Origin of the sequence: Pelagibacterium halotolerans, from assembly GCF_044811015.1 — a bacterium.
GTDB lineage: Bacteria > Pseudomonadota > Alphaproteobacteria > Rhizobiales > Devosiaceae > Pelagibacterium > Pelagibacterium halotolerans_A.
This window is the reverse complement of the sequence record NZ_CP085243.1, coordinates 515,604-534,470: the sequence shown is the minus strand read 5'-3', so window position 1 is coordinate 534,470 and position 18,867 is coordinate 515,604. Positions and strand designations below refer to the sequence as shown.

The 18,867-nt window shown below is 60.5% G+C and carries 18 protein-coding genes and 1 pseudogene; 15 read left to right on the top strand and 4 right to left on the bottom strand.

What is annotated here, in order from left to right; translation table 11 throughout:
* Positions 1-15 precede the first annotated feature (15 nt).
* The 11 genes from LG281_RS02630 to LG281_RS02580 all read left to right on the top strand — a co-directional run bounded on the left by LG281_RS02630 (position 16) and on the right by LG281_RS02580 (position 9,866).
* A complete protein-coding gene (locus LG281_RS02630; protein ID WP_404404088.1) occupies positions 16-378 on the top strand; it encodes a DUF4180 domain-containing protein in 363 nt (120 codons plus the stop codon).
* Positions 379-463: 85 nt separating this feature from the next.
* A complete protein-coding gene (locus tag LG281_RS02625; RefSeq protein WP_404404086.1) occupies positions 464-784 on the top strand; it encodes a septum formation initiator family protein in 321 nt (106 codons plus the stop codon).
* A gap of 203 nt (positions 785-987) precedes the next feature.
* Positions 988-2,004, top strand: a complete 1,017-nt coding sequence (pdhA, locus tag LG281_RS02620; RefSeq protein WP_404404084.1) for a pyruvate dehydrogenase (acetyl-transferring) E1 component subunit alpha — start codon at positions 988-990, stop codon at positions 2,002-2,004.
* A gap of 42 nt (positions 2,005-2,046) precedes the next feature.
* Complete coding sequence (locus tag LG281_RS02615; protein WP_404404082.1) at positions 2,047-3,453, top strand: pyruvate dehydrogenase complex E1 component subunit beta; 1,407 nt, start codon at positions 2,047-2,049, stop codon at positions 3,451-3,453.
* Positions 3,454-3,467: 14 nt separating this feature from the next.
* Entirely contained in the window at positions 3,468-4,829 is a 1,362-nt protein-coding gene (locus LG281_RS02610; RefSeq protein WP_404404080.1) for a pyruvate dehydrogenase complex dihydrolipoamide acetyltransferase, read from the top strand.
* A 13-nt stretch (positions 4,830-4,842) separates the two neighbouring features.
* On the top strand, positions 4,843-5,481 hold the full coding sequence (locus tag LG281_RS02605) for an SGNH/GDSL hydrolase family protein (RefSeq protein ID WP_404404078.1): 639 nt from the start codon (positions 4,843-4,845) through the stop codon (positions 5,479-5,481).
* A gap of 29 nt (positions 5,482-5,510) precedes the next feature.
* Positions 5,511-6,950, top strand: coding sequence for a dihydrolipoyl dehydrogenase (gene lpdA / locus LG281_RS02600; RefSeq protein ID WP_404404076.1), 1,440 nt, complete (start codon positions 5,511-5,513; stop codon positions 6,948-6,950).
* A gap of 18 nt (positions 6,951-6,968) precedes the next feature.
* A complete protein-coding gene (locus LG281_RS02595) occupies positions 6,969-8,009 on the top strand; it encodes a Gfo/Idh/MocA family protein (protein ID WP_404404074.1) in 1,041 nt (346 codons plus the stop codon).
* Positions 8,010-8,070: 61 nt separating this feature from the next.
* Complete coding sequence (locus LG281_RS02590) at positions 8,071-8,322, top strand: GlsB/YeaQ/YmgE family stress response membrane protein (protein WP_404404072.1); 252 nt, start codon at positions 8,071-8,073, stop codon at positions 8,320-8,322.
* A 49-nt stretch (positions 8,323-8,371) separates the two neighbouring features.
* On the top strand, positions 8,372-9,319 hold the full coding sequence (gene lipA / locus LG281_RS02585; RefSeq protein ID WP_404404070.1) for a lipoyl synthase: 948 nt from the start codon (positions 8,372-8,374) through the stop codon (positions 9,317-9,319).
* A gap of 109 nt (positions 9,320-9,428) precedes the next feature.
* On the top strand, positions 9,429-9,866 hold the full coding sequence (locus LG281_RS02580) for a type II toxin-antitoxin system RatA family toxin (protein WP_404404068.1): 438 nt from the start codon (positions 9,429-9,431) through the stop codon (positions 9,864-9,866).
* On the opposite strand, the gene LG281_RS02575 is transcribed toward LG281_RS02580, so the two are convergent.
* Positions 9,867-11,195, bottom strand: a complete 1,329-nt coding sequence (locus LG281_RS02575; RefSeq protein ID WP_404404066.1) for a surface lipoprotein assembly modifier — start codon at positions 11,193-11,195, stop codon at positions 9,867-9,869.
* Between the two features lie 69 nt (positions 11,196-11,264).
* Complete coding sequence (locus tag LG281_RS02570; protein WP_404404064.1) at positions 11,265-12,221, bottom strand: transferrin-binding protein-like solute binding protein; 957 nt, start codon at positions 12,219-12,221, stop codon at positions 11,265-11,267.
* 449 nt (positions 12,222-12,670) lie between these two features.
* Between LG281_RS02570 and LG281_RS02565 the strand changes: the two genes are divergently transcribed.
* The 4 genes and pseudogenes from LG281_RS02565 to LG281_RS02550 all read left to right on the top strand — a co-directional run bounded on the left by LG281_RS02565 (position 12,671) and on the right by LG281_RS02550 (position 16,952).
* Positions 12,671-13,531 carry a helix-turn-helix transcriptional regulator gene (locus LG281_RS02565; protein WP_404404062.1) on the top strand — a complete coding sequence of 287 codons (861 nt, stop codon included), beginning with the start codon at positions 12,671-12,673 and terminating at the stop codon, positions 13,529-13,531.
* Between the two features lie 47 nt (positions 13,532-13,578).
* Positions 13,579-14,742 (top strand): helix-turn-helix transcriptional regulator, encoded by a 1,164-nt coding sequence (locus LG281_RS02560; protein ID WP_404404060.1) that lies wholly within the window; start codon positions 13,579-13,581, stop codon positions 14,740-14,742.
* A gap of 164 nt (positions 14,743-14,906) precedes the next feature.
* A complete protein-coding gene (locus LG281_RS02555) occupies positions 14,907-16,118 on the top strand; it encodes a serine hydrolase domain-containing protein (RefSeq protein ID WP_404404058.1) in 1,212 nt (403 codons plus the stop codon).
* A 73-nt stretch (positions 16,119-16,191) separates the two neighbouring features.
* Positions 16,192-16,952 (top strand): annotated as a pseudogene (locus LG281_RS02550) (IS5 family transposase).
* 71 nt (positions 16,953-17,023) lie between these two features.
* On the opposite strand, the gene LG281_RS02545 reads toward LG281_RS02550, so the two are convergent.
* Together LG281_RS02545 and LG281_RS02540 are read right to left on the bottom strand one after the other, a co-directional pair.
* Positions 17,024-17,512: a CinA family protein gene (locus tag LG281_RS02545; protein WP_404404056.1), complete on the bottom strand. Its 489-nt coding sequence runs from the start codon at positions 17,510-17,512 to the stop codon at positions 17,024-17,026.
* Positions 17,509-18,696 (bottom strand): bifunctional 2-C-methyl-D-erythritol 4-phosphate cytidylyltransferase/2-C-methyl-D-erythritol 2,4-cyclodiphosphate synthase, encoded by a 1,188-nt coding sequence (locus tag LG281_RS02540; RefSeq protein ID WP_404404054.1) that lies wholly within the window; start codon positions 18,694-18,696, stop codon positions 17,509-17,511. The genes LG281_RS02545 and LG281_RS02540 overlap by 4 nt, the downstream gene beginning before the upstream one ends.
* Between the last annotated feature and the right edge of the window lie 171 nt (positions 18,697-18,867).

Here is an 18,867-nt window from a genome sequence, read left to right as displayed (position 1 = left end):
GTTTGGGAGGGCGTCATGCAGGTTCATACTTTCGGCCCTTTAGTCGTCGTAGAGCTTGACCGGGAAGGCGCGATGCTCGCCGGGGAAGAGGACGCGCTCAAGGTGATCGGCGAGACCTACGGAACCGGCGCCGACTGGGTTGCCATCCCCGCGACGCGGCTTGCGCGCGAGTTTTTCATCCTCAGCACGCAACAGGCCGGCGGCTTTTTTCAAAAGCTGATGAACTACAACATCAAAGCGGCCATTATTGGCGATATCTCCGATCACCTGGCCGAAAGCAAGGCGCTTCGGGACTTCGTCTACGAATGCAATACGGGCCGTCACATTCGCTTTGTGGCCACGCTCGAAGAGTTCGGCGATACGCTGAGAGCCGCCTGACGCAATTGCGGAGATGCGAAACCAGTCCTTAAGGCTAATCGAGTCATAAGGGACGATAGCATCCCGTTTCGAGTTCCGCTTCAGCATGCCTACGCGCGTCAAACGCCCATCTATCCTTCTGAAACTCTCCATCACCGCAGGGCTGGTGGCGTTTCAGGGCTACCTGGGCTACCATTTGCTGACCGGCGCATTCGGGCTGGAAAGCCAGAAGGATATGCTTGCCGAGATCGAGGTCCTCAAGGCGCGCAGGGCTTCCCTTGAAACCGAGATCGAAGCGTATCGGCACCGCATCGCACTTTTCGAGCCGCAAAGGCTCGACCCTGATATCATCACCGAACGCTCCCGGGAGCTGCTCGGACTCGTTCATCCGGACGATATCATCATCGTTCCTGATGAGAAAGATTAACTGGATTTAGATTTATTTGTTTTTTTATCCAGAATCCGGTTAATTGGAATTACTAGTGTGTTTTCAAACACATAAAACGAGAATAACATATGTTACGGCGCTTTCCCAGTGACCGACGCGGCGATATTGTGTAAGAAGCATTCTGCGGCCGCGCGGCGTCCTTTTCGCGTGGCCTGGGTCCACCATTTTTGGAGACGTCCCGCATGGCGCGCAAAGCGACGGCCACCAAGGCCAAGCCTAAATCCAACGCCCCCGAATTTACCAAGGAACAAGAGCTTCACGCGTTTCGTGAGATGCTTCTGATCCGCCGCTTTGAAGAAAAGGCGGGCCAGATGTACGGCATGGGGCTGATCGGGGGCTTCTGCCACCTCTACATCGGCCAGGAAGCTGTCGTTACCGGCATCCAGATGGCCGCCAAGGATAGCGATTCCTCGATCACCGGCTACCGCGATCACGGCCATATGCTTGCCGTTGGCATGGACCCCAATGGTATCATGGCCGAACTGACCGGGCGCTCGGGCGGCCTGTCAAAAGGCAAGGGCGGCTCGATGCACATGTTTTCGACCGACAAGCGCTTTTACGGCGGCAACGGCATCGTCGGCGCGCAGGTGAGCCTGGGGACCGGCATTGCGTTCGCGATCAAGTACCGCGAGGAAGACAACGTCTCGATCACCTATTTCGGCGACGGCGCGGCCAATCAGGGCCAGGTCTACGAGAGCTTCAACATGGCCAAGCTCTGGGACCTGCCGGTGATCTATGTGATCGAAAACAACAAATACGCCATGGGCACGTCGATCGAGCGCTCGGCCTCGACGACCGACCTCTCTCAACGCGGCGTGTCCTTCGGCATTCCCGGTGAGCAGGTGGACGGTATGGACGTCCGCATGGTCAAGGAAGCCGCCGAGCGCGCAATCGCGCACGCCCGTTCGGGCAAGGGGCCCTATATCCTCGAGATGCTGACGTACCGCTATCGCGGGCATTCGATGTCCGACCCGGCGAAATACCGCTCCAAGGAAGAAGTCACCACCATGCGTTCCGAACGCGACCCGATCGAACAGGTCAGGAAGCGCCTTCTCGAGGGCGGTCATGCCACCGAGGATGAGCTCAAGGAGATCGAAAAGGATATCCGCGCCATCGTCACAGCGGCGGCGGATTTCGCGACCGACGATCCCGAGCCGGACGCGTCCGAACTTTATACCGACGTGACCATCAGCGCCTGATCCGAAACGGTCGCCTGACCGCTTTTCAAGAGAGACTGTTTCATGCCAACCGATATTCTCATGCCCGCCCTGTCGCCCACGATGGAAGAGGGCAAGCTGGCCAAATGGGTCGTGAAAGAAGGTGACAGCGTCGCGCCCGGTGACGTTATTGCCGAAATCGAAACCGACAAGGCGACGATGGAAGTCGAAGCCGTCGACGAGGGTACGATCGGCAAGATCCATATTGCCGAGGGTACCGAAGGGGTGAAGGTCAATACCCCGATCGCGACGCTGCTCGGTGAAGGCGAGAGCGCCGGCGATATTGCCGAGAAGGCTGCCGAGACGCCCAAGGAAAGCGAAAAGCCTGGTCCGGACGCCGCCGAGGAGGGAACGAGCCAGCCTCAGGTGTCCGCGAAAGCCGATGCCGCACCAAAGGCGCCCGAGTTCAAGCCCGCTGCCGACCCCGATCTGCCCGACGACGTTGAAATGGTCGAGACCACGGTGCGTGAAGCGCTGCGCGATGCCATGGCCGAGGAAATGCGGCGCGACCCGGACGTTTTCGTCATGGGCGAGGAAGTGGCCGAATATCAGGGCGCCTATAAGGTTACCCAGGGCCTCTTGCAGGAATTCGGCGGCAAGCGGGTCATCGATACGCCGATCACCGAGCACGGATTTGCCGGTCTCGGCGTCGGCGCCGCGTTTGCGGGGCTGAAGCCCATCGTCGAGTTCATGACGTGGAACTTCAGCATGCAGGCCATCGACCAGATCATCAACTCGGCAGCCAAGCAGCTCTATATGTCCGGTGGACAGATCAAGGCGCCGATGGTGTTCCGTGGCCCCAACGGTCCGGCGGCGCGCGTGGGTGCGCAACATAGCCAGGACTATACCGCGTGGTATTCCCATGTGCCCGGCCTCATCGTCATCGCACCCTATTCGGCGGCGGACGCCAAGGGGCTTTTGAAGGCAGCGATCCGGAACCCCAATCCGGTGGTCTTCCTTGAAAACGAGATTCTCTACGGTTCGACCGGCCCGGTCCCCAAGATGGACGATTTCGTCCTGCCCATTGGCAAAGCGCGGATTGCGCGCGAGGGCAAGGACGTTACCATCGTCTCGTTCTCGATGGGCATGCGCTATGCGACCCAGGCGACCGAAAAGCTGGTCGAAGCCGGGGTCGACGTGGAACTCATCGACCTGCGGACCATCCGTCCGATGGATTTCGATACCGTACTCGAAAGCGTCAAGAAGACCGGGCGCTGCGTGACCGTCGAGGAAGGCTGGCCGCAGGGTTCGGTCGGCTCGGAGATTGCCGCACGGCTGATGGAGCAGGGCTTCGATTATCTCGACGCACCGGTCACCCGCGTGACGGCCAAGGACGTGCCGCTGCCTTACGCGGCCAATCTTGAGAAGCTCGCGCTGCCCAATGTCGACGAAGTCATCGCGGCGGTGAATGCCGTCACCTATCGCAGCTAAGGGGAGGCCATAGGATGCCCATCAACATCACAATGCCCGCCCTGTCGCCGACGATGGAGGAGGGCACGCTGGCCAAGTGGCACGTCAAGGAGGGCGATAGCGTTTCCTCCGGGGACGTGATCGCCGAGATCGAGACCGACAAGGCGACGATGGAAGTCGAAGCCGTCGACGAGGGCACGATCGGCAAAATTCTCGTCGACGAGGGCTCCGAGAACGTCAAGGTCAACGCGGTGATCGCCGTGCTGCTCGAAGAGGGCGAGAGCGCCGAGGATATCAAGGCGGCGCCCGAAGCTCCCAAGACTGAAAAGGCGCCCGAGCCGGAAGCCAAATCCAATGGCGAGGCCAAGGACGCGGCAAAGGCAGCGCCTGCTGGCGCCACGCCCGAAGTGGCCAAGGGTAGCGCTCCCGCGACGGGCGCTGGCCCTGTGCCGACCACAAGCGGTGGCGAGCGCATTTTCGCTTCGCCGCTCGCGCGGCGCCTGGCCAAGGATGCGGGGATCGATCTCGCCGCGCTTTCGGGCTCTGGTCCCAAGGGCCGCATCGTCAAGGCGGATATCGAGAAGGCCAAGAAAGAGGGCGTTCCGGGCAAGGCACCTGCCGGCGCTCCGGCTGCCGCCGCGCCGATGGCTACAGGCATGGGCAAGCAGCAGGTGCTCTCGCTTTATGAGGAAGGCACTTACGAACTCGTCCCCGCCGACGGCATGCGCAAGACGATTGCCGCGCGGCTAACCGAGGCCAAGCAGACCGTTCCGCACTTCTATCTCAACATGGACGTCCGGATCGACGCGCTTTTGAAGGCCCGCGCCGATATCAACGCAGCGGCCAAGAAGGATAAGGACGGCAAGCCCGAATACAAGCTTTCGGTCAACGACTTCATCATGAAGGCCTGGGCCGTCGCGCTTCAGCGCGTGCCGCAGGCGAATGCGACATGGGCCGGGGATTCGATCCTCTACCACAAGCGCTCGGACGTCGCTGTCGCCGTGGCCATCCCCGGCGGGCTCTTCACGCCCGTGGTGAAATCGTGCGACACCAAGACGTTGCGGGAGATTTCCGCCGAAGTGAAGGACCTGGCGACCCGTGCCCGGTCCAAAAAACTCGCCCCGCATGAATATCAGGGCGGCGCGACGGCGGTTTCGAACCTCGGCATGTATGGCGTCTCGAACTTCTCGGCGGTCATCAACCCGCCGCATGGAACGATCCTCGCGGTCGGCGCGGGCGAAGAGCGCGTCTATGTCGAAAAGGGCGAGATCAAGACCGGCAATTTCATGACCGTAACGCTCTCGTGCGATCACCGCTCGGTGGACGGCGCGCTCGGGGCCGAAGTCCTCGGGGTCTTCAAGCAGTTGATCGAAACCCCGGCGATGATGCTGGCGTAAGGGGCAGGCCGCGATGAAAACCATCCTCGCTTACGGCGACAGCCTGACCTTTGGCGCTGATCCCGCCGGTGGCCCGCGCCATGCCCTTGAGGACCGCTGGCCAACCCGGCTCGAAGCGGGCCTTGGCGGCAAGGCGCGGGTGATCGCCGAGGGGCTGGGGGGGCGGACGACGGTTTTTGACGATTTCTCGTCGGTTGCCGAGCGCAATGGCGCCAAAACGCTGCCGATGCTGCTTTCGAGCCACCAGCCGATTGATTGCGTCGTCATCATGCTCGGCACCAACGATCTCAAATCCTATATTTGCGGGTCGGCGCTGGGGGCGGCGATGGGCATCAAACGGTTGGCGGAGATCGTGAAAACACATCCCTACGACGCCACGGCGCCTGTGCCCGAGGTCGTCCTCGTCGCGCCGCCGCATTGCATCGAAACCGGGCATGCCGACCTTTCGCCCATGTTCGAAACCGGCATCACTGAAAGCCGCCTGTTCGCGGGTCATTACGCGCGGGTCGCCAACGACATCGGCTGCACCTTCTTCGACGCAGCCACCGTCGCCAAGGCTTCGCCGCTCGACGGTGTCCATCTCGACGCAGCGAACACACGTGCCATCGGCGACGCACTGGCGCCGGTCGTCTCGAAATTGCTCGGCCTTTAGGCCGCGCCAACACTAAAGAGGTTTCTCGTATGGCAGATCAATACGATGTCATCGTGATCGGCGGCGGTCCGGGCGGTTATATCGCGGCTATTCGCGCGTCTCAGCTCGGGATGAAAGCGGCGGTCGTCGAGCGCGAGCACATGGCCGGAATCTGCTCGAACTGGGGCTGCATCCCCACCAAAGCGCTGCTGCGCTCGGCCGAAATCTACGGCCATATGGGCCACGCCAAGGACTATGGGCTCAAGGCCGACAGGTTCGACTTCGACATCTCCGAAATCGTCAAGCGCTCGCGCCAGATCGCGGGCCGGATGAACGATGGCTGCCAGTTCCTGATGAAAAAGAACAAGGTCGACATCATCTGGGGCGAGGCGACAATTACCAAGGCCGGTGAGGTCAAGGTCGAGGCGCCCAAGAAAAAACCCGTCGAACCCCAGCATCCCAAGCCCAAAGTGACGCTCGGGGAAGGGACTTATAAGGCCAAGAACATAATCATCGCCACCGGCGCGCGTCCGCGCGTTCTGCCAGGGATCGAGCCCGACGGGGACAAGATCTGGACCTATTTCGAGGCATTGAAGCCTGAAAAGATGCCGAAATCCGTGGCCGTCATGGGCTCGGGCGCCATCGGTATCGAGTTCGCCTCCTTCTATCGCTCCATGGGCGCCGAGGTGACGGTGATCGAACTTCTGCCGCAGATCATGCCGGTCGAGGACGCCGAAATCGCCGGGCTCGCCCGTAAGCGTTTCGAAAAGCGCGGCATCACCATTTTGACGGACGCCAAGGTTGGGAAGGTCGACAAGACCAAAGACGGCGTCACAGCCCATGTCGAGCTTAAGAATGGCGAGAAGAAAGAGATCAAGGCCGAAAAGCTGATCTCGGCCGTCGGCGTGCAGGCGAATTCGGAAAATCTCGGGCTCGAGAAGATCGGGGTCAAGATCGACCGAGGCATCATTGTTGTCGACGATCATTGCCGCACCAATGTCGAGGGCATCTGGGCCATCGGCGACGTCGCCGGCCCGCCGATGCTTGCGCACAAGGCGGAGCATGAGGCCGTGATCGCGGTCGAAACGATCGCGGGCAAGAAAGTCCACGGGCTTGAAAAGAACAAGATCCCCGGCTGCACCTATTGCGAGCCGCAGGTCGCGAGCGTGGGGCTGACCGAGGCAAAGGCCAAGGAAGCCGGGCGTGAGGTCAAAGTCGGGCGCTTCCCGTTTGTCGGCAACGGCAAGGCCATTGCGCTGGGAGAACCGGACGGCCTGGTCAAGACCGTTTTCGACGCCAAGACTGGCGAGCTTCTGGGCGCACACATGGTTGGCGCGGAAGTGACGGAGTTGATCCAGGGGTTTGTCGTAGCGATGAACCTGGAGACGACCGAGGAAGACTTGATGCACACGATCTTCCCGCATCCAACTCTATCGGAAACGATGAAGGAGAGCGTGCTCGACGCTTATGGGCAGGCGCTCAACATCTAGCGCGGAGGCGCAGGCGGTATGGTCAGGGCAATTCAGGTCGGACTTGGCGGATGGGGCTTTTCCTGGGCCAAGGAGATCGTGCCCACGGTGGGGCGCGTGACACCGGCCGCCTATGTCGACCCCAGTCCTGAAGCCATCGCGCGCGTACGGGCAGAACTCGGTGTTGCACCGGACCTGTGCTTTGTGAGCCTCGAGGAAGCGGCGGCGAAGGTCGACGCCGACCTCGTCCTCGCAACGCTGCGGACCGAGGCGCATTATCCGGTTGTCAGCCAGGCGCTCGACATGGGCTTCCACGTCCTCGTCGAAAAGCCCTTCGCCTCCGATCTCGCCGAGGCCCGCGCGTTGGTCGCCAAGGCGGAGAAGGCTGGACGCTTCCTGATGGTCAGCCAGAACTACCGGCACAATCCCGCGCCGCGCAAGGTGGCCGAGATGGTCGCCAAGAAGGCTTTGGGCGATGTGAGTCTGGTCTCGATCGATTTCCGCAAGCACGCTCCTTCCGTCGGCTACCGCTATTGGGATATGCCCGACCCGCTCCTCGCGGACATGGCGATCCATCATTTCGATCTGATGCGGATGGTGCTGGGCGACAACCCCAAGCGCGTCTCTTGCCGGACATGGAACACGACCGACAGCCAGTTCGTCCATCACCCGATCGGCGTCGCGACCCTTGAGTTCGAAAAGGGTACGGTGGTGAGCTATCGCGGCTCATGGATGAGCGGCGCACAGGACACGGCATGGTCGGGAGAATGGTCGATGGACTGCTCAAAGGGTGAGATCTGGTGGCGCTCGCGCGATCATCGCGCGACCGGGAACCTGCCCGATATTGTCCGCACGCGCGATCTCACCGGAGAAACCGAGGAGCTTGCATTGCCCGAACTCGATCATGCCGACCGGGCAGGAACGCTCAACGCCATAGCCATGGCTATCGAGACTGGCAAGACGCCGGCCTATTTCAGCTCGGGCCAAGACAATCTCCTGAGCTTCGCGCTCGTCGAGGCGACGATCCGGTCGGCGGCACAACACGGTCAATGGGTCGAGATCGCGGACCTAATGGCTTGAACGCAATCGCGCGAGCGCCGATATTGACCGGACGCGCCGCGCACAAAAAAGGACGGTCGTAATGGACGCTAAATCGTTGATCGTATTTCTGCTTGTCGGCGTGGCTGCCGGCTTTCTCGCCAGTCTTGTGGTCGGCGGCAGCGGTGGATTGATTGCCTACCTCATCGCCGGTGTCCTGGGCTCGTTCGTCGGCGGGTATCTGTTTTCCGCGCTCAAGATCGATCTCAAGCTGGGCAATCCCGTCATCAGTCAGATCGTCACCTCGACGGTTGGTGCGATCATCGTGATCGTCATCGCCCGTATCATCACCTGACGGCACATCCGCCTGGCGCTTGGGCGCGATGCGGAGAGTGAAAGGCACCATGGTTACACTGCTCGATACGACAGCAAATCGCCCGCGGCACCCGGAAAAGGCCCACCGGCCCGACACCGAAATGCTGCGCAAACCGGACTGGATCCGGGTCAAGGCACCGGGCTCGCCCGTTTATCGCGAGACCCGGGACATCGTGCGTGAGCATGGGCTTGCCACAGTGTGCGAGGAAGCCGGTTGTCCCAATATCGGGGAATGCTGGAGCAAGAAGCACGCGACCATGATGATCATGGGCGAAATCTGCACCCGCGCCTGCGCATTCTGCAACGTGCGCACGGGCCTGCCGACACCGCTCGATCCCAATGAGCCTGAAAACGTCGCCAAGGCCGTCGAAAAGCTCGGTCTCCAGCACGTGGTGATCACCTCGGTCGACCGCGATGACCTGCCCGATGGCGGTGCCCAGCATTTCGCCGAGGTGATCCACGCGATTCGCGCACGCAATCCCAGGACGACCATTGAGATCCTGACGCCCGACTTTCTGCGCAAGGAGGGAGCGCTGGAGATTGTCGTGGCCGCAAAGCCAGACGTCTTCAATCACAACCTCGAAACCGTCCCGTCAAAATACCTCACGGTGCGTCCGGGGTCGCGTTATTTCCATTCGATCCGTCTGTTGCAGAGGGTCAAGGAGATCGACCCGCAGATGTTCACCAAGTCCGGTATTATGGTCGGTCTGGGGGAAACGCGGAATGAAGTGCTGCAATTGATGGACGACCTGCGGGTGGCGGATGTGGATTTCCTCACCATCGGGCAGTACCTCCAGCCCACGCGCAAGCACCACAAGGTCGAAAAGTACGTGACGCCGGAAGAATTCAAGTCTTACGCCACGATTGCCAAGACCAAGGGATTCCTGCTCGTCTCATCGAGCCCGTTGACGCGTTCGTCGCACCACGCTGGCGAGGATTTTGCAGAGCTGCGCGCTGCACGGCAGGCAAGATCATGATGGCTTTTCTTCGAATCGCCATCATGATGTATGTTTTTGTTGTCGCGAGATTTTTGCGAAAAACCGGTTCCCACTTTTTCGCATCCCGCTCAAGGCTCGGCGTTGCCTGATGCAACGGACGTTCGAACGGATAACGCCGCACGCGCCCGAGCGCATGCTCGAGCTGGTCGCCGACGTCGAGGCTTATCCGCGCTTTATTCCTCATTGCGAACATATGGAAGTCAAGCGCGACCCGGCCGCACCCGACAACCGCTTCGAGGCGCGTATGCACATCCGTTTCGGCCCCATCGCGCAGTCCTACACCAGCCGCATCGTGGTCGACCGTGACGCGCTAACATTGAGCGCCCGCGCCATCGATGGTCCATTCAGCCATCTGGACTCACTCTGGCGTTTTTCTCCGCAGGGGCAGGGGAGCCATATCCGGTTCGATATCGACTTCAAGATCGCCAATCCGCTGCTCCGCTCGGTCGCGGAGCCGGCCTTCGCGGCCAAGCAGGAAGAGATCATCGACGCGTTCGTGAGCGAGGCCGCCCGGCGGTTTTCCTAGTCAGAAATATTGCGTCAGCCCCAGCCTGATGTCGTGGCTGTCATAGTCGAAAAAGCTCACATTCGAGAACTGACGCGAATACTGGTAGCTGACCTGTGGCGTGAACCCGGCGATTTCGATTGCCCTGTGCGCTACCGTAGCCCCTAGCGTAACCTTGTGGTCGGTGCGTGGCGCTCCGGCGGCAGGATAGTCGCCGAGATAGGCGTGGTGTTCGTATGACCCGGACAGCGATGTGATCAGTCCGCCATCCCATTCATTGCGGAGAACAACGCCGAAGACGACGTCGTTGTGGTCGAGATGCGCTCTTTGCGTTCGCTCGAGCGTCGTGCCGAAGCTCACCGATAGGCTTGTGGATGGAGAAAAATGATGTTGCAGGCCAACCGTGCCAGTGGCTTGCCAGCCATCGCGGTAGTCGAGCTCGGTGAAGTCGCGCGCGAGCACTTCAAAGCTTGCGCTGACAATATCGCCCGGCCCGATCGGGCTGGCGGCCTGCATCGCGAGGCCATAGCTTGCCAAATAGGGTTCCCAGCCGCTCCATTGGTATCGTGCGACCGGTCCGAGGCCAACCATCAGCCCTTCGCGCCGGTGCGTATAGGTGAGCTCCGCACCGACCAAGGCATGATCGAAATCTGAGTTCTCGATATATTTGGTCACGTCGCCATCGAACGAAACGGTCAGCTCGTTGTTTTCATCGAGCCTGTACGCGCCGAAAGCCGTACCGCCGAGGGCGACGCCCAGGCCGCTTTTGGCGCGCGAATCGTCATCGATGGAGAAGACAAGATCGCCGAAATCGTAGGTCTCCTGTCCGCTACCTTTGTTGAAATTCGTCGACGGCGCGAGCGCAAAGCGAACCGAGGCGCCGTAGGGCCTGTCTGAGCGCATCGCCTCCATCGCGTCCACCGCCAACTGCCGAAGCGCCGGATGAACGCCGCTATTGGCCAGAAGTTCGAAGTGATGGTAGGCGGCGTCGGTTTCGCCCTTCATGCGCAGGGCGCGGGCCAGTTCGACCCGCGCCGGCGTGAAATCCGGTTCGGCGGCCAGAAGCGCGCGAAAAACAGCGATGGCATCGTCGATGCGTCCCTCGCGCAACCGGATGACGCCCTCGAGTTGCGCGCGGTGAAGAGCGCTGTCCGGCCGGCCGGCGAGCGTGCTGGCGACGAGACTGCGCGCATCGTCATAGCGCGCTTCGGCAAGAAGCCGGGCCAGCACCGGACCGACCTCCGGGGCTTGTCCGCTTTGGGGCAAAGCCTGTCCCAACGGCAGAAACGCGAACACCATGAGCGCCAGCGCCAGAAAAGCGATGCGGATAGGGTGGAAAAGGTGGACCATGCTGTTCCCCGCGCAGCAGAGGAGGACTGGCGGGCATGCCGCCAGTCCCAAGGCATTGGATCGGACAGATCAGTCCTGCACTGCCGAGAAGAAGCCGGTACCGACAAAGTCGTCACCATCCGACCCCGAAAACCCGATCGTTCCGGCGGTTTCTTCGGCATCGGGGCCGTAGAATTTACCGCCGTAAGTACCGTCAAATTCCGACATAGACGTTTCGGTCAAGAACGTCGCATCCGGCGTCAATGTCCCCGTGTAACCGTTACCGGAGATCGTCGCGGTCTCCAGCGCGATCGTGCCCGTCAGCGCGGTTGCCGCACCCCAGGAGCCGCCTGACTGAGCCTTGACGGATATATCGTCAACCGTCCCCCCGATCGTTCCCGCATCGAAATCCGCCGCGAGGGTGAGATCGCCTGAGAGCCGCGTGCGATCATTGCTATCGGAGCCAACCGTGTAGGAATCGGCGACGGCCCATCCCGAGTAGGTCGCGGAGGCCGTCCGTGCCGCAACGGCATCGGATGTCGTTTCCGTGCCGATTACGGCGTATCCGTTCAGCGTCTCTTCGCCCGTGTCCCAGAAATAGGACCAGACTTGGTGATATTCACCGAAACCGTCACCGTCCAAAGCCTGTTGGGCGGACTCCGCGCTCCAAGTGTAAATCCCGTTGTTACCCGATTGCCAGCCGAACTCACCGTTCAGGTCCGACGCCGAAAAGCTCACCGTCGTCCCGTCAATGGTCACATCGACGCCGCCCTGATCGTTCAGCTCAAACGAGACTTCCGGCGCTTCAGGGTCGCTCAACCAGACCCAGTTTCCGTCGCCTGTCTTCACGGCTGAGCGGGACATGCTTGCGTTGTAAGCCATCAAGGTCTCGCCCCCGGCCAACGCCGCTGACGCGGTCCCGGCATCATCGGCATAGACTGCGTTCGAAGTACTGCCCCCGCCGGTTGTTCCCGTAGTCGTGCAGCCTGCAAGAACTGCCGAGACGGCAGCCGTCCCCCAAAGTAGCAAGTTACGCGTTTTCTCCATCTTGCGCCCCCGATCCTGTTGATTTTTCGTTGTGCTTGGAATCGAATGGAAACTGAATTTCCTCTCAGGAATATGCGCAACAAGAAGTCGTGTTCGCATGACCCATTTGGGCTATTTTAAAATTTTAATATTCTCTATAGTCTATCTGGACTATGGGGGACTGCGAACTTGACATTGCGACCTTCGGAAATCTGACTGCACTGATCTACAGCGCCGTCTTCGACGGAAATCGGTGGCAGAGTTTTCTTGAAGAACTGGCACGCGTTACCGGCGGCGTTCGAACGCATATGGTCGGTTTCGATATATCTGCAGGCATATCGCTCGGGCACCTGGCGGCGGGCTACGATCCGGATTTCCTTGAGAGCTACCGCGAATATTACGGAAAAATAAATGCCTGGGCGGCGGGCTGGGCCAATTGTGCACCTGGGGTTGCGATACCTTCGCAGCATATGTGCGGCGACGATGACCTGTTTAGGACGGAGTTTTATAACGACTGGGTCGTCCCCCAGGAAAACCTTGCAGTCGGCGGCGGCGCGCTACTCTTCAAGGATGAGAAGCGTACGGTCGCCTTTGGTGGAAATATGCGCCTCAAGGATGCCGACAAGCTCCAACGCACATGGCTGCAGACCGTCAGTTTTCTAACACCACACTTGCAACAGGCGTTTGAGATCGCACGCGTTCTGGCCAGTCAATCGCTGGAGCGTGACCTTCTCCATAAAGGAGATATGAGCGGCGAAACGGCTTTGCTATTGGTCGCGGACAATGGCTTCGTGCTGCATGCCAACGACGTTGCCGCCGGCATGCTTTCATCCGGCTCAGTCCTGCGCAATAGCCATAACGGCCGCATGTCGTTTGCGGACAGCCACGCCGAAGCGATGCTCGAACACTGCTTGAGCAAGCTCCGTGCGGGACATCCCGGCGTTTCCGCCACCTTCCCGGCACGCACGATGCGTTTGGCAGCGTATCCGGACGGCTACACCGTGCGTGCGATAGCCTTCGATCCGACCATGCACAACGTATCCCCTTTTCCGCTCACCCTCGGATATGTGGGGCAAAGCCTGTTGGTAACGATCACTCGCGCCGAACCGGAATCCAGCGATCTGCAGGCATTGGCCACCGAACACGGACTAACTGCGGCGGAAACGAAAATCGTCCTTGGTATCGCTGAGGGAAAGACGCAGGCGGAACTGGCTCATGAGCGGTCGGTGAGCATTCATACGGTCCGAAACCAACTCAAATCCGCCATGTCGAAGATGAGCGTACGCAGGCAGGCCGATATCGTACGGGTGGTCGGGCGCCTCAAGTCGTAGCGCCCAGCACCTTTAAAGTTTAATTATCTCAATAGTCTATCTGGATTATGGCGGATTACGAACTTGACATTGCGACCTTCGGAAAGCTGACCGCACTGATCTACAGCGCCGTCTTCGACGGAAGCCAATGGCAGAGTTTTCTTGAAGAATTAACGCGCGTTACCGGCGGTGTTCACACGCATTTGTTCGGTTTCGATATCCCTGCAGGTATATCGCTCGGGCTTACAGCGTCGGGCTATGCACCGGAATATATAGAGAGCTACAACCAGTACTACGGCGAAATGAACTCTTGGGCGCCCGGCTTTGCGACAGCCGATCCTGGCGTGGTTCTTCCATCGGAATGGATGTGTCCGAAGGCCGAGCTGTTCAAGTCCGAATTCTACAATGACTGGATACGCCCGCAGGAGGACGTTGCGGCGGGCGGTGGCGCGATCCTCTTTAAAGACGACACGCGGATGATCGCCTTCGGCGGCAATATCCGGCTCAAGGATGAGGAAAAGCTCGAACGCCCATGGCTGAGTACGGTTGGTTTGCTGACGCCGCATCTTCAACAGGCGTTCGAGGTTGCGCGGGTGCTGGCAAGCCATTCCCTCGAACGCGACCTTTTGCGGAAAGGACAAATGACCGCCGCGGCCGGCTTGTTGCTCATAGCCGCCAATCGCTTTGTGCTCTATGCCAACGACATCGCAGCGGACATGCTGTCCACGGGGTCCGTCCTGCGTGATGGCCCTGATGGGCGCGTTTCGTTTTCCGATAGCGGGGCGGATGGAGAACTCGAACGTTGCCTGCGCGCGCTCAATGCGGGTGACCCCGCGGTTTCCGGTACATTCCTCGCCCACGCGAATGCACGCGACCCGATGGGCCGTCCGGAGCGCTATGGCGTGCGCGCGATCGCCTTCGATCCAGCCCAGCACCAAGTATCGCCTTTCCCGCTGACCTTTGGATATCTGGGGCGGAGCCTTCTCATAACGATCGCACCCAACATGCAGGCCTCGACCAAAGCCAAAGCTTTTGCCAAAGGATTCGGTCTGACCGCCGCCGAATTGGAGATCGTCATCGGCATCGCCGAGGGTAAGACGCAAGCCCAACTCGCCGAGGCGCGCGCCGTGAGCATCCATACGGTCCGAAACCAGCTCAAATCCGCGATGTCCAAGTTGGACGTGCGCCGTCAGGCCGAGGTGGTGCGGCTGGTCGCGGGCCGGTTGTCCTGATCCAAGCGCATCCGCCACTCTGTTGCTGACGCGCCACGCCACAACCGACGATCATCCTTGCACAGCCTTTGCGGTACTGCCGACATAGAGCGAATGGCGCATTCCCAATCCAATTGTTATGATATATAACAATATTGTTGCTAAAACTTTTTGGGAGGAAAAACGTGAAGACAATTATCGCAACGTTAGCGCTGTTTACAGCGGCGGTTTCGTCGGCCAGTGCCCAGAATCACGAGGTGGTCGACTGGACCTCGCCGACGCTCATCGAGGGCCGGGCGAATATGTTCTATCCGGGCCTCACCTATCTCACTTTCCAGCACATGGATAAGCTGTTCGCGACGCGGGAGGTCGAAGCGTCCGGTGATGTGTGGGCATTGCTGTATGCTCCGCGCGATATCGGGAACAGGTTTACGCTGAACGACGAGGGCGAAGTCACTCTCGACCGGTTTCTCGAGGCGACCCGGACGAATGCGTTTCTGGTCATCAAGGACGGTGAGATCGTCTATGAAACCTATCGCAACGGCGCCGGCCCCGATACGCGGCTGGTCTCCTTTTCCATGGCCAAGTCGATCACCTCGACCCTCATAGGGCTGGCGCTGGCCGATGGCTATATCGAAAGCCTGGACGATCCGGTCACGAAATATGTGCCCGAGCTTGAAGGGTCGGGCTATGATGGGGTTTCGATCCGGGACGTCCTGCTGATGCGCTCCGGCGTTGCCTGGGAGGAGCGCTACGAGTTCGGGTCGGACACCCAGCTGACCCAAGTGCACGACAATGCACTCGTCGCGTATAATTACCGCTGGTGCGACTACGCCACGGATCAATCCGAGCCCGATACCGAGCCCGGAAGCGTTTTCAACTACGCAACGCTCGACACGAGCGTGCTGGGGTGCGTCCTTGAGAGCGCCATCGGCAAGACCGGCGCTGAATACATGTCGGAGAAAATCTGGAAACCGGCCGGCATGGAGAAGGCCGGCTATTGGATCATGGATGGCCCCGAGGATGTCGGCCGCGAGTTCTACGGCGCCGGCTTCAACGCCACGCTCCGCGATTATGGGCGGTTCGGGCTCATGATCCTCAACGACGGCGTCGCCAACGGCACGCAAATCGTTCCCAGCGACTGGCTCGCGGAAGCGACGGTGCCTGAAGACGGCTTTGAGCCGACATCGGAAGGCGCGCCGTTCGGCTATCAGTACCAATGGTGGACGCTCCCGGACTCCAACGCTTTCGCGGCGATCGGCCTGCATGATCAGTACATCTTCATCGATCCCGACAGCGACACGGTCATCGTCAAACTGTCCTACTCGATGGAGCCGCTGGGCCGGGAAGAAGAGACCATTGCCGCCTTCGAGCGCATCGTTGCCAATCTCGACTAGGGTTCGTACTCAATTGGGGATTCCGTTGAGAGGATAGTCGTGCTTCAAGACTTCCGGATATTCGGAGGTTTTGATGAAGAGGCAGCTGTTCTGGTTGAGCCAAGAGGAGTGGGATCGGATTGAGCCCTATTTGCCGCAGGGACGGCGAGGTGCGCGCCGGGTCGACGACCGGCGGGTGATTTCCGGGATCATTCACATGCTCAAGACCGGGGCGCGCTGGCGCGATTGCCCACCGGAATACGGCCCCTACACCACGATCTACAACCGCTTCAACCGCTGGAGCAAACAGGGTGTGTGGGAGGATGTCTTCTATGCCCTGAGTGGCTCCAGCGGCGTGATCTCGACCACGGCCGTCGATTCCACTCACGTCAAGGCACACCGGTCGGCAGCCGGGGCAAAAGGGGGGACTTCGAGCACGCCATCGGCCGATCGCGCGGCGGACGGACGACCAAAGTTCATGCCCTGAGCGACGCTTCGGGCCGGCCCATCGCCTTCACTTTGACAGCCGGCCAAGCCCATGACCTGGTTGGGGTAGCCCCGCTTCTGGCGCGCGTTCCCACGCCCCGTCAGCTCATAGCCGACCGCGCCTATGACGCTAAAAAGCTCAGAGACTGGCTGGCCGAACGCGGCTGCCAAGCCGTCATCCCGCCAAATCCGACCCGCAAGCATCCACATGCATGGGACCGGACCGCCTACAAAAGCCGAAACCTCATCGAGCGCATGTTCTGCCGCCTCAAGGACTTCCGCCGCATCGCAACTCGCTACGACAAACGCGCCGACACCTTCCTGTCCGCCGTCTACATCGCCGCCACTATCATCTGGTGGCTCAATTGAGTCCCGACCCTAGAGACATACGCCAAGCAAGAAGGGCGGTGCGTGCTGCGCCGCCCTTCGTCCGCGCCAACCTATAGCGCGTCGAGAATCATCTGAAGTGCAGTCGCGACCGTTTCCGCGCGCACCTGATCCCGTCCGATATCCCCGAACCGGCGCTCGACATGAACCGTCCCTGTTGCGCTTGCCAACCCAAAATGCACAAGCCCAACGGGCTTATCGACGCTTCCGCCCGATGGCCCTGCAACGCCGGTCACGGCAATCGCGAAATCGCTCTGCGCCGTCCGGCGAGCGCCTTCGGCCATCGCGCGGGCGACTTCGGGGGAAACCGCGCCGTAATGGGCGATCAGATCTTCAGGCACGCCAATCATTGCTGTCTTGGCGGCGTTCGAATAGGTGACGAAACCGCCATAGAGAATATCCGAAGAGCCCGGCACGGCGGTGATTGCACCAGCAATCAGGCCGCCCGTGCAGCTTTCCGCCGTCACCAGCGTTGCGCCGGCATCGCGCAGCTTGTCGTTGACCGCTTGGGCGAGGTCGTAAAGTACCGGCTCGATTCTCATGCGTGATTTCCTGGCAGTTCGATGGTCGCAATCGCCTGGGCGGCGATACCTTCTTCGCGGCCTGTAAAACCGAGACGCTCGGACGTCGTCGCCTTGACCGCGACACGGCCTATGTCGACCCCGGCAATCTCTGCGATCCGGCGGCGGATCCCGGGGACGTGCGGGCCAATTTTAGGCTTCTCACAGATAATGGTCGCGTCCAGATGAAGGATGCGCCCGTGCCGGGCAAGAACCCGTCCCACCGCATGCTCCAGGAAAACCCGGGAATCCGCGCCCTTCCATCGCGCCTCGCTTGGCGGGAAATGCGCGCCGATATCGCCTTCGGCCAGCGCGCCGTAGATTGCGTCCGACAGCGCGTGGAGGACGACGTCGGCATCCGAATGGCCCTTCAGCTTTGCGGTATGCGGGATCGCGACATTCCCCAGGATGACCGCGTCTCCCGGCTCGAACGCGTGCACGTCATATCCCGAGCCAACCCGCGTTTCCATAACCCTGTCTCCCGAAATCATCCGCTCGGCCCGCGCGAAATCGCTCGGCAGCGTGATCTTGATATTCCGCGTCGAACCCTGAGCCAACGCGACACGCAGCCCGGCCCATTCGGCAACCGCCGCGTCGTCGGTGAACCCGTCGCTCATTTCGACGGCGCGCCGGTGTGCCATGAGGATATCGCGATAGCGGAAACCCTGCGGAGTCTGCGCGGCAAAGAGTTGCGTACGGTCTTCCGTGCCGCCAACCGTCTTGCCGTCGATTGAGCGCTTGATGGTGTCGGTAACGAGGGTCACCGGAACCGCACCTTCGGCATCGGCAAGTGCGGCAACGACATTGTCGACGACATCATGCGAAACAAACGGCCGCGCCGCGTCGTGAATCAAAACGACATCCGGCGCGTCGGCTTCCAGTGCCTCGAGGCCCGCAAGTACCGACAATTGCCGGGTGTTTCCGCCTGTAACGGGCGGAAGAAGCTTGTCGTGAAAGAGGCCCAGCATCTCATAAAGACTTCGGTGTTCGGAGCCGATAACGGGCAGCACCGCTGTGACCCGGTTCATAGCGAGAAAGGTGTCAATGGTGCGTGCCAGTAGGGGGCGGCCCGCGACATGCCGGTACTGCTTGGGCAGACCGTCATCGCGTATGGCGGCGCGCGCACCCATCCCCCCCGCGACGATGATTGCCGCTATGCGATCCATAATCTTAGTCCTTCCCGAGCATAAGCGATGCTCTAGAGCTTTTCCGATTTTGATGGAATCAAAATCGGGCTCTAAGTCTTTGTTTGGTCGCGCGTCCGAACCGAAAAAGTGGTGATCCCTTTTCTGGACACGCTCTATCTCCCGGCACGCCGTAGCACAAGGTCAGCATTT

What these genes read in the sequence shown, in the direction of transcription:
- LG281_RS02630 (WP_404404088.1), top strand. Translation starts at nt 16, where the DNA reads ATGCAGGTTCATACTTTCGGCCCTTTAGTCGTCGTAGAGCTTGACCGG.
- LG281_RS02625 (WP_404404086.1), top strand. Translation starts at nt 464, where the DNA reads ATGCCTACGCGCGTCAAACGCCCATCTATCCTTCTGAAACTCTCCATC.
- pdhA (WP_404404084.1), top strand. Translation starts at nt 988, where the DNA reads ATGGCGCGCAAAGCGACGGCCACCAAGGCCAAGCCTAAATCCAACGCC.
- LG281_RS02615 (WP_404404082.1), top strand. Translation starts at nt 2,047, where the DNA reads ATGCCAACCGATATTCTCATGCCCGCCCTGTCGCCCACGATGGAAGAG.
- LG281_RS02610 (WP_404404080.1), top strand. Translation starts at nt 3,468, where the DNA reads ATGCCCATCAACATCACAATGCCCGCCCTGTCGCCGACGATGGAGGAG.
- LG281_RS02605 (WP_404404078.1), top strand. Translation starts at nt 4,843, where the DNA reads ATGAAAACCATCCTCGCTTACGGCGACAGCCTGACCTTTGGCGCTGAT.
- lpdA (WP_404404076.1), top strand. Translation starts at nt 5,511, where the DNA reads ATGGCAGATCAATACGATGTCATCGTGATCGGCGGCGGTCCGGGCGGT.
- LG281_RS02595 (WP_404404074.1), top strand. Translation starts at nt 6,969, where the DNA reads ATGGTCAGGGCAATTCAGGTCGGACTTGGCGGATGGGGCTTTTCCTGG.
- LG281_RS02590 (WP_404404072.1), top strand. Translation starts at nt 8,071, where the DNA reads ATGGACGCTAAATCGTTGATCGTATTTCTGCTTGTCGGCGTGGCTGCC.
- lipA (WP_404404070.1), top strand. Translation starts at nt 8,372, where the DNA reads ATGGTTACACTGCTCGATACGACAGCAAATCGCCCGCGGCACCCGGAA.
- LG281_RS02580 (WP_404404068.1), top strand. Translation starts at nt 9,429, where the DNA reads ATGCAACGGACGTTCGAACGGATAACGCCGCACGCGCCCGAGCGCATG.
- LG281_RS02575 (WP_404404066.1), bottom strand. Translation starts at nt 11,195, where the DNA reads ATGGTCCACCTTTTCCACCCTATCCGCATCGCTTTTCTGGCGCTGGCG.
- LG281_RS02570 (WP_404404064.1), bottom strand. Translation starts at nt 12,221, where the DNA reads ATGGAGAAAACGCGTAACTTGCTACTTTGGGGGACGGCTGCCGTCTCG.
- LG281_RS02565 (WP_404404062.1), top strand. Translation starts at nt 12,671, where the DNA reads ATGTGCGGCGACGATGACCTGTTTAGGACGGAGTTTTATAACGACTGG.
- LG281_RS02560 (WP_404404060.1), top strand. Translation starts at nt 13,579, where the DNA reads ATGGCGGATTACGAACTTGACATTGCGACCTTCGGAAAGCTGACCGCA.
- LG281_RS02545 (WP_404404056.1), bottom strand. Translation starts at nt 17,512, where the DNA reads ATGAGAATCGAGCCGGTACTTTACGACCTCGCCCAAGCGGTCAACGAC.
- LG281_RS02540 (WP_404404054.1), bottom strand. Translation starts at nt 18,696, where the DNA reads ATGGATCGCATAGCGGCAATCATCGTCGCGGGGGGGATGGGTGCGCGC.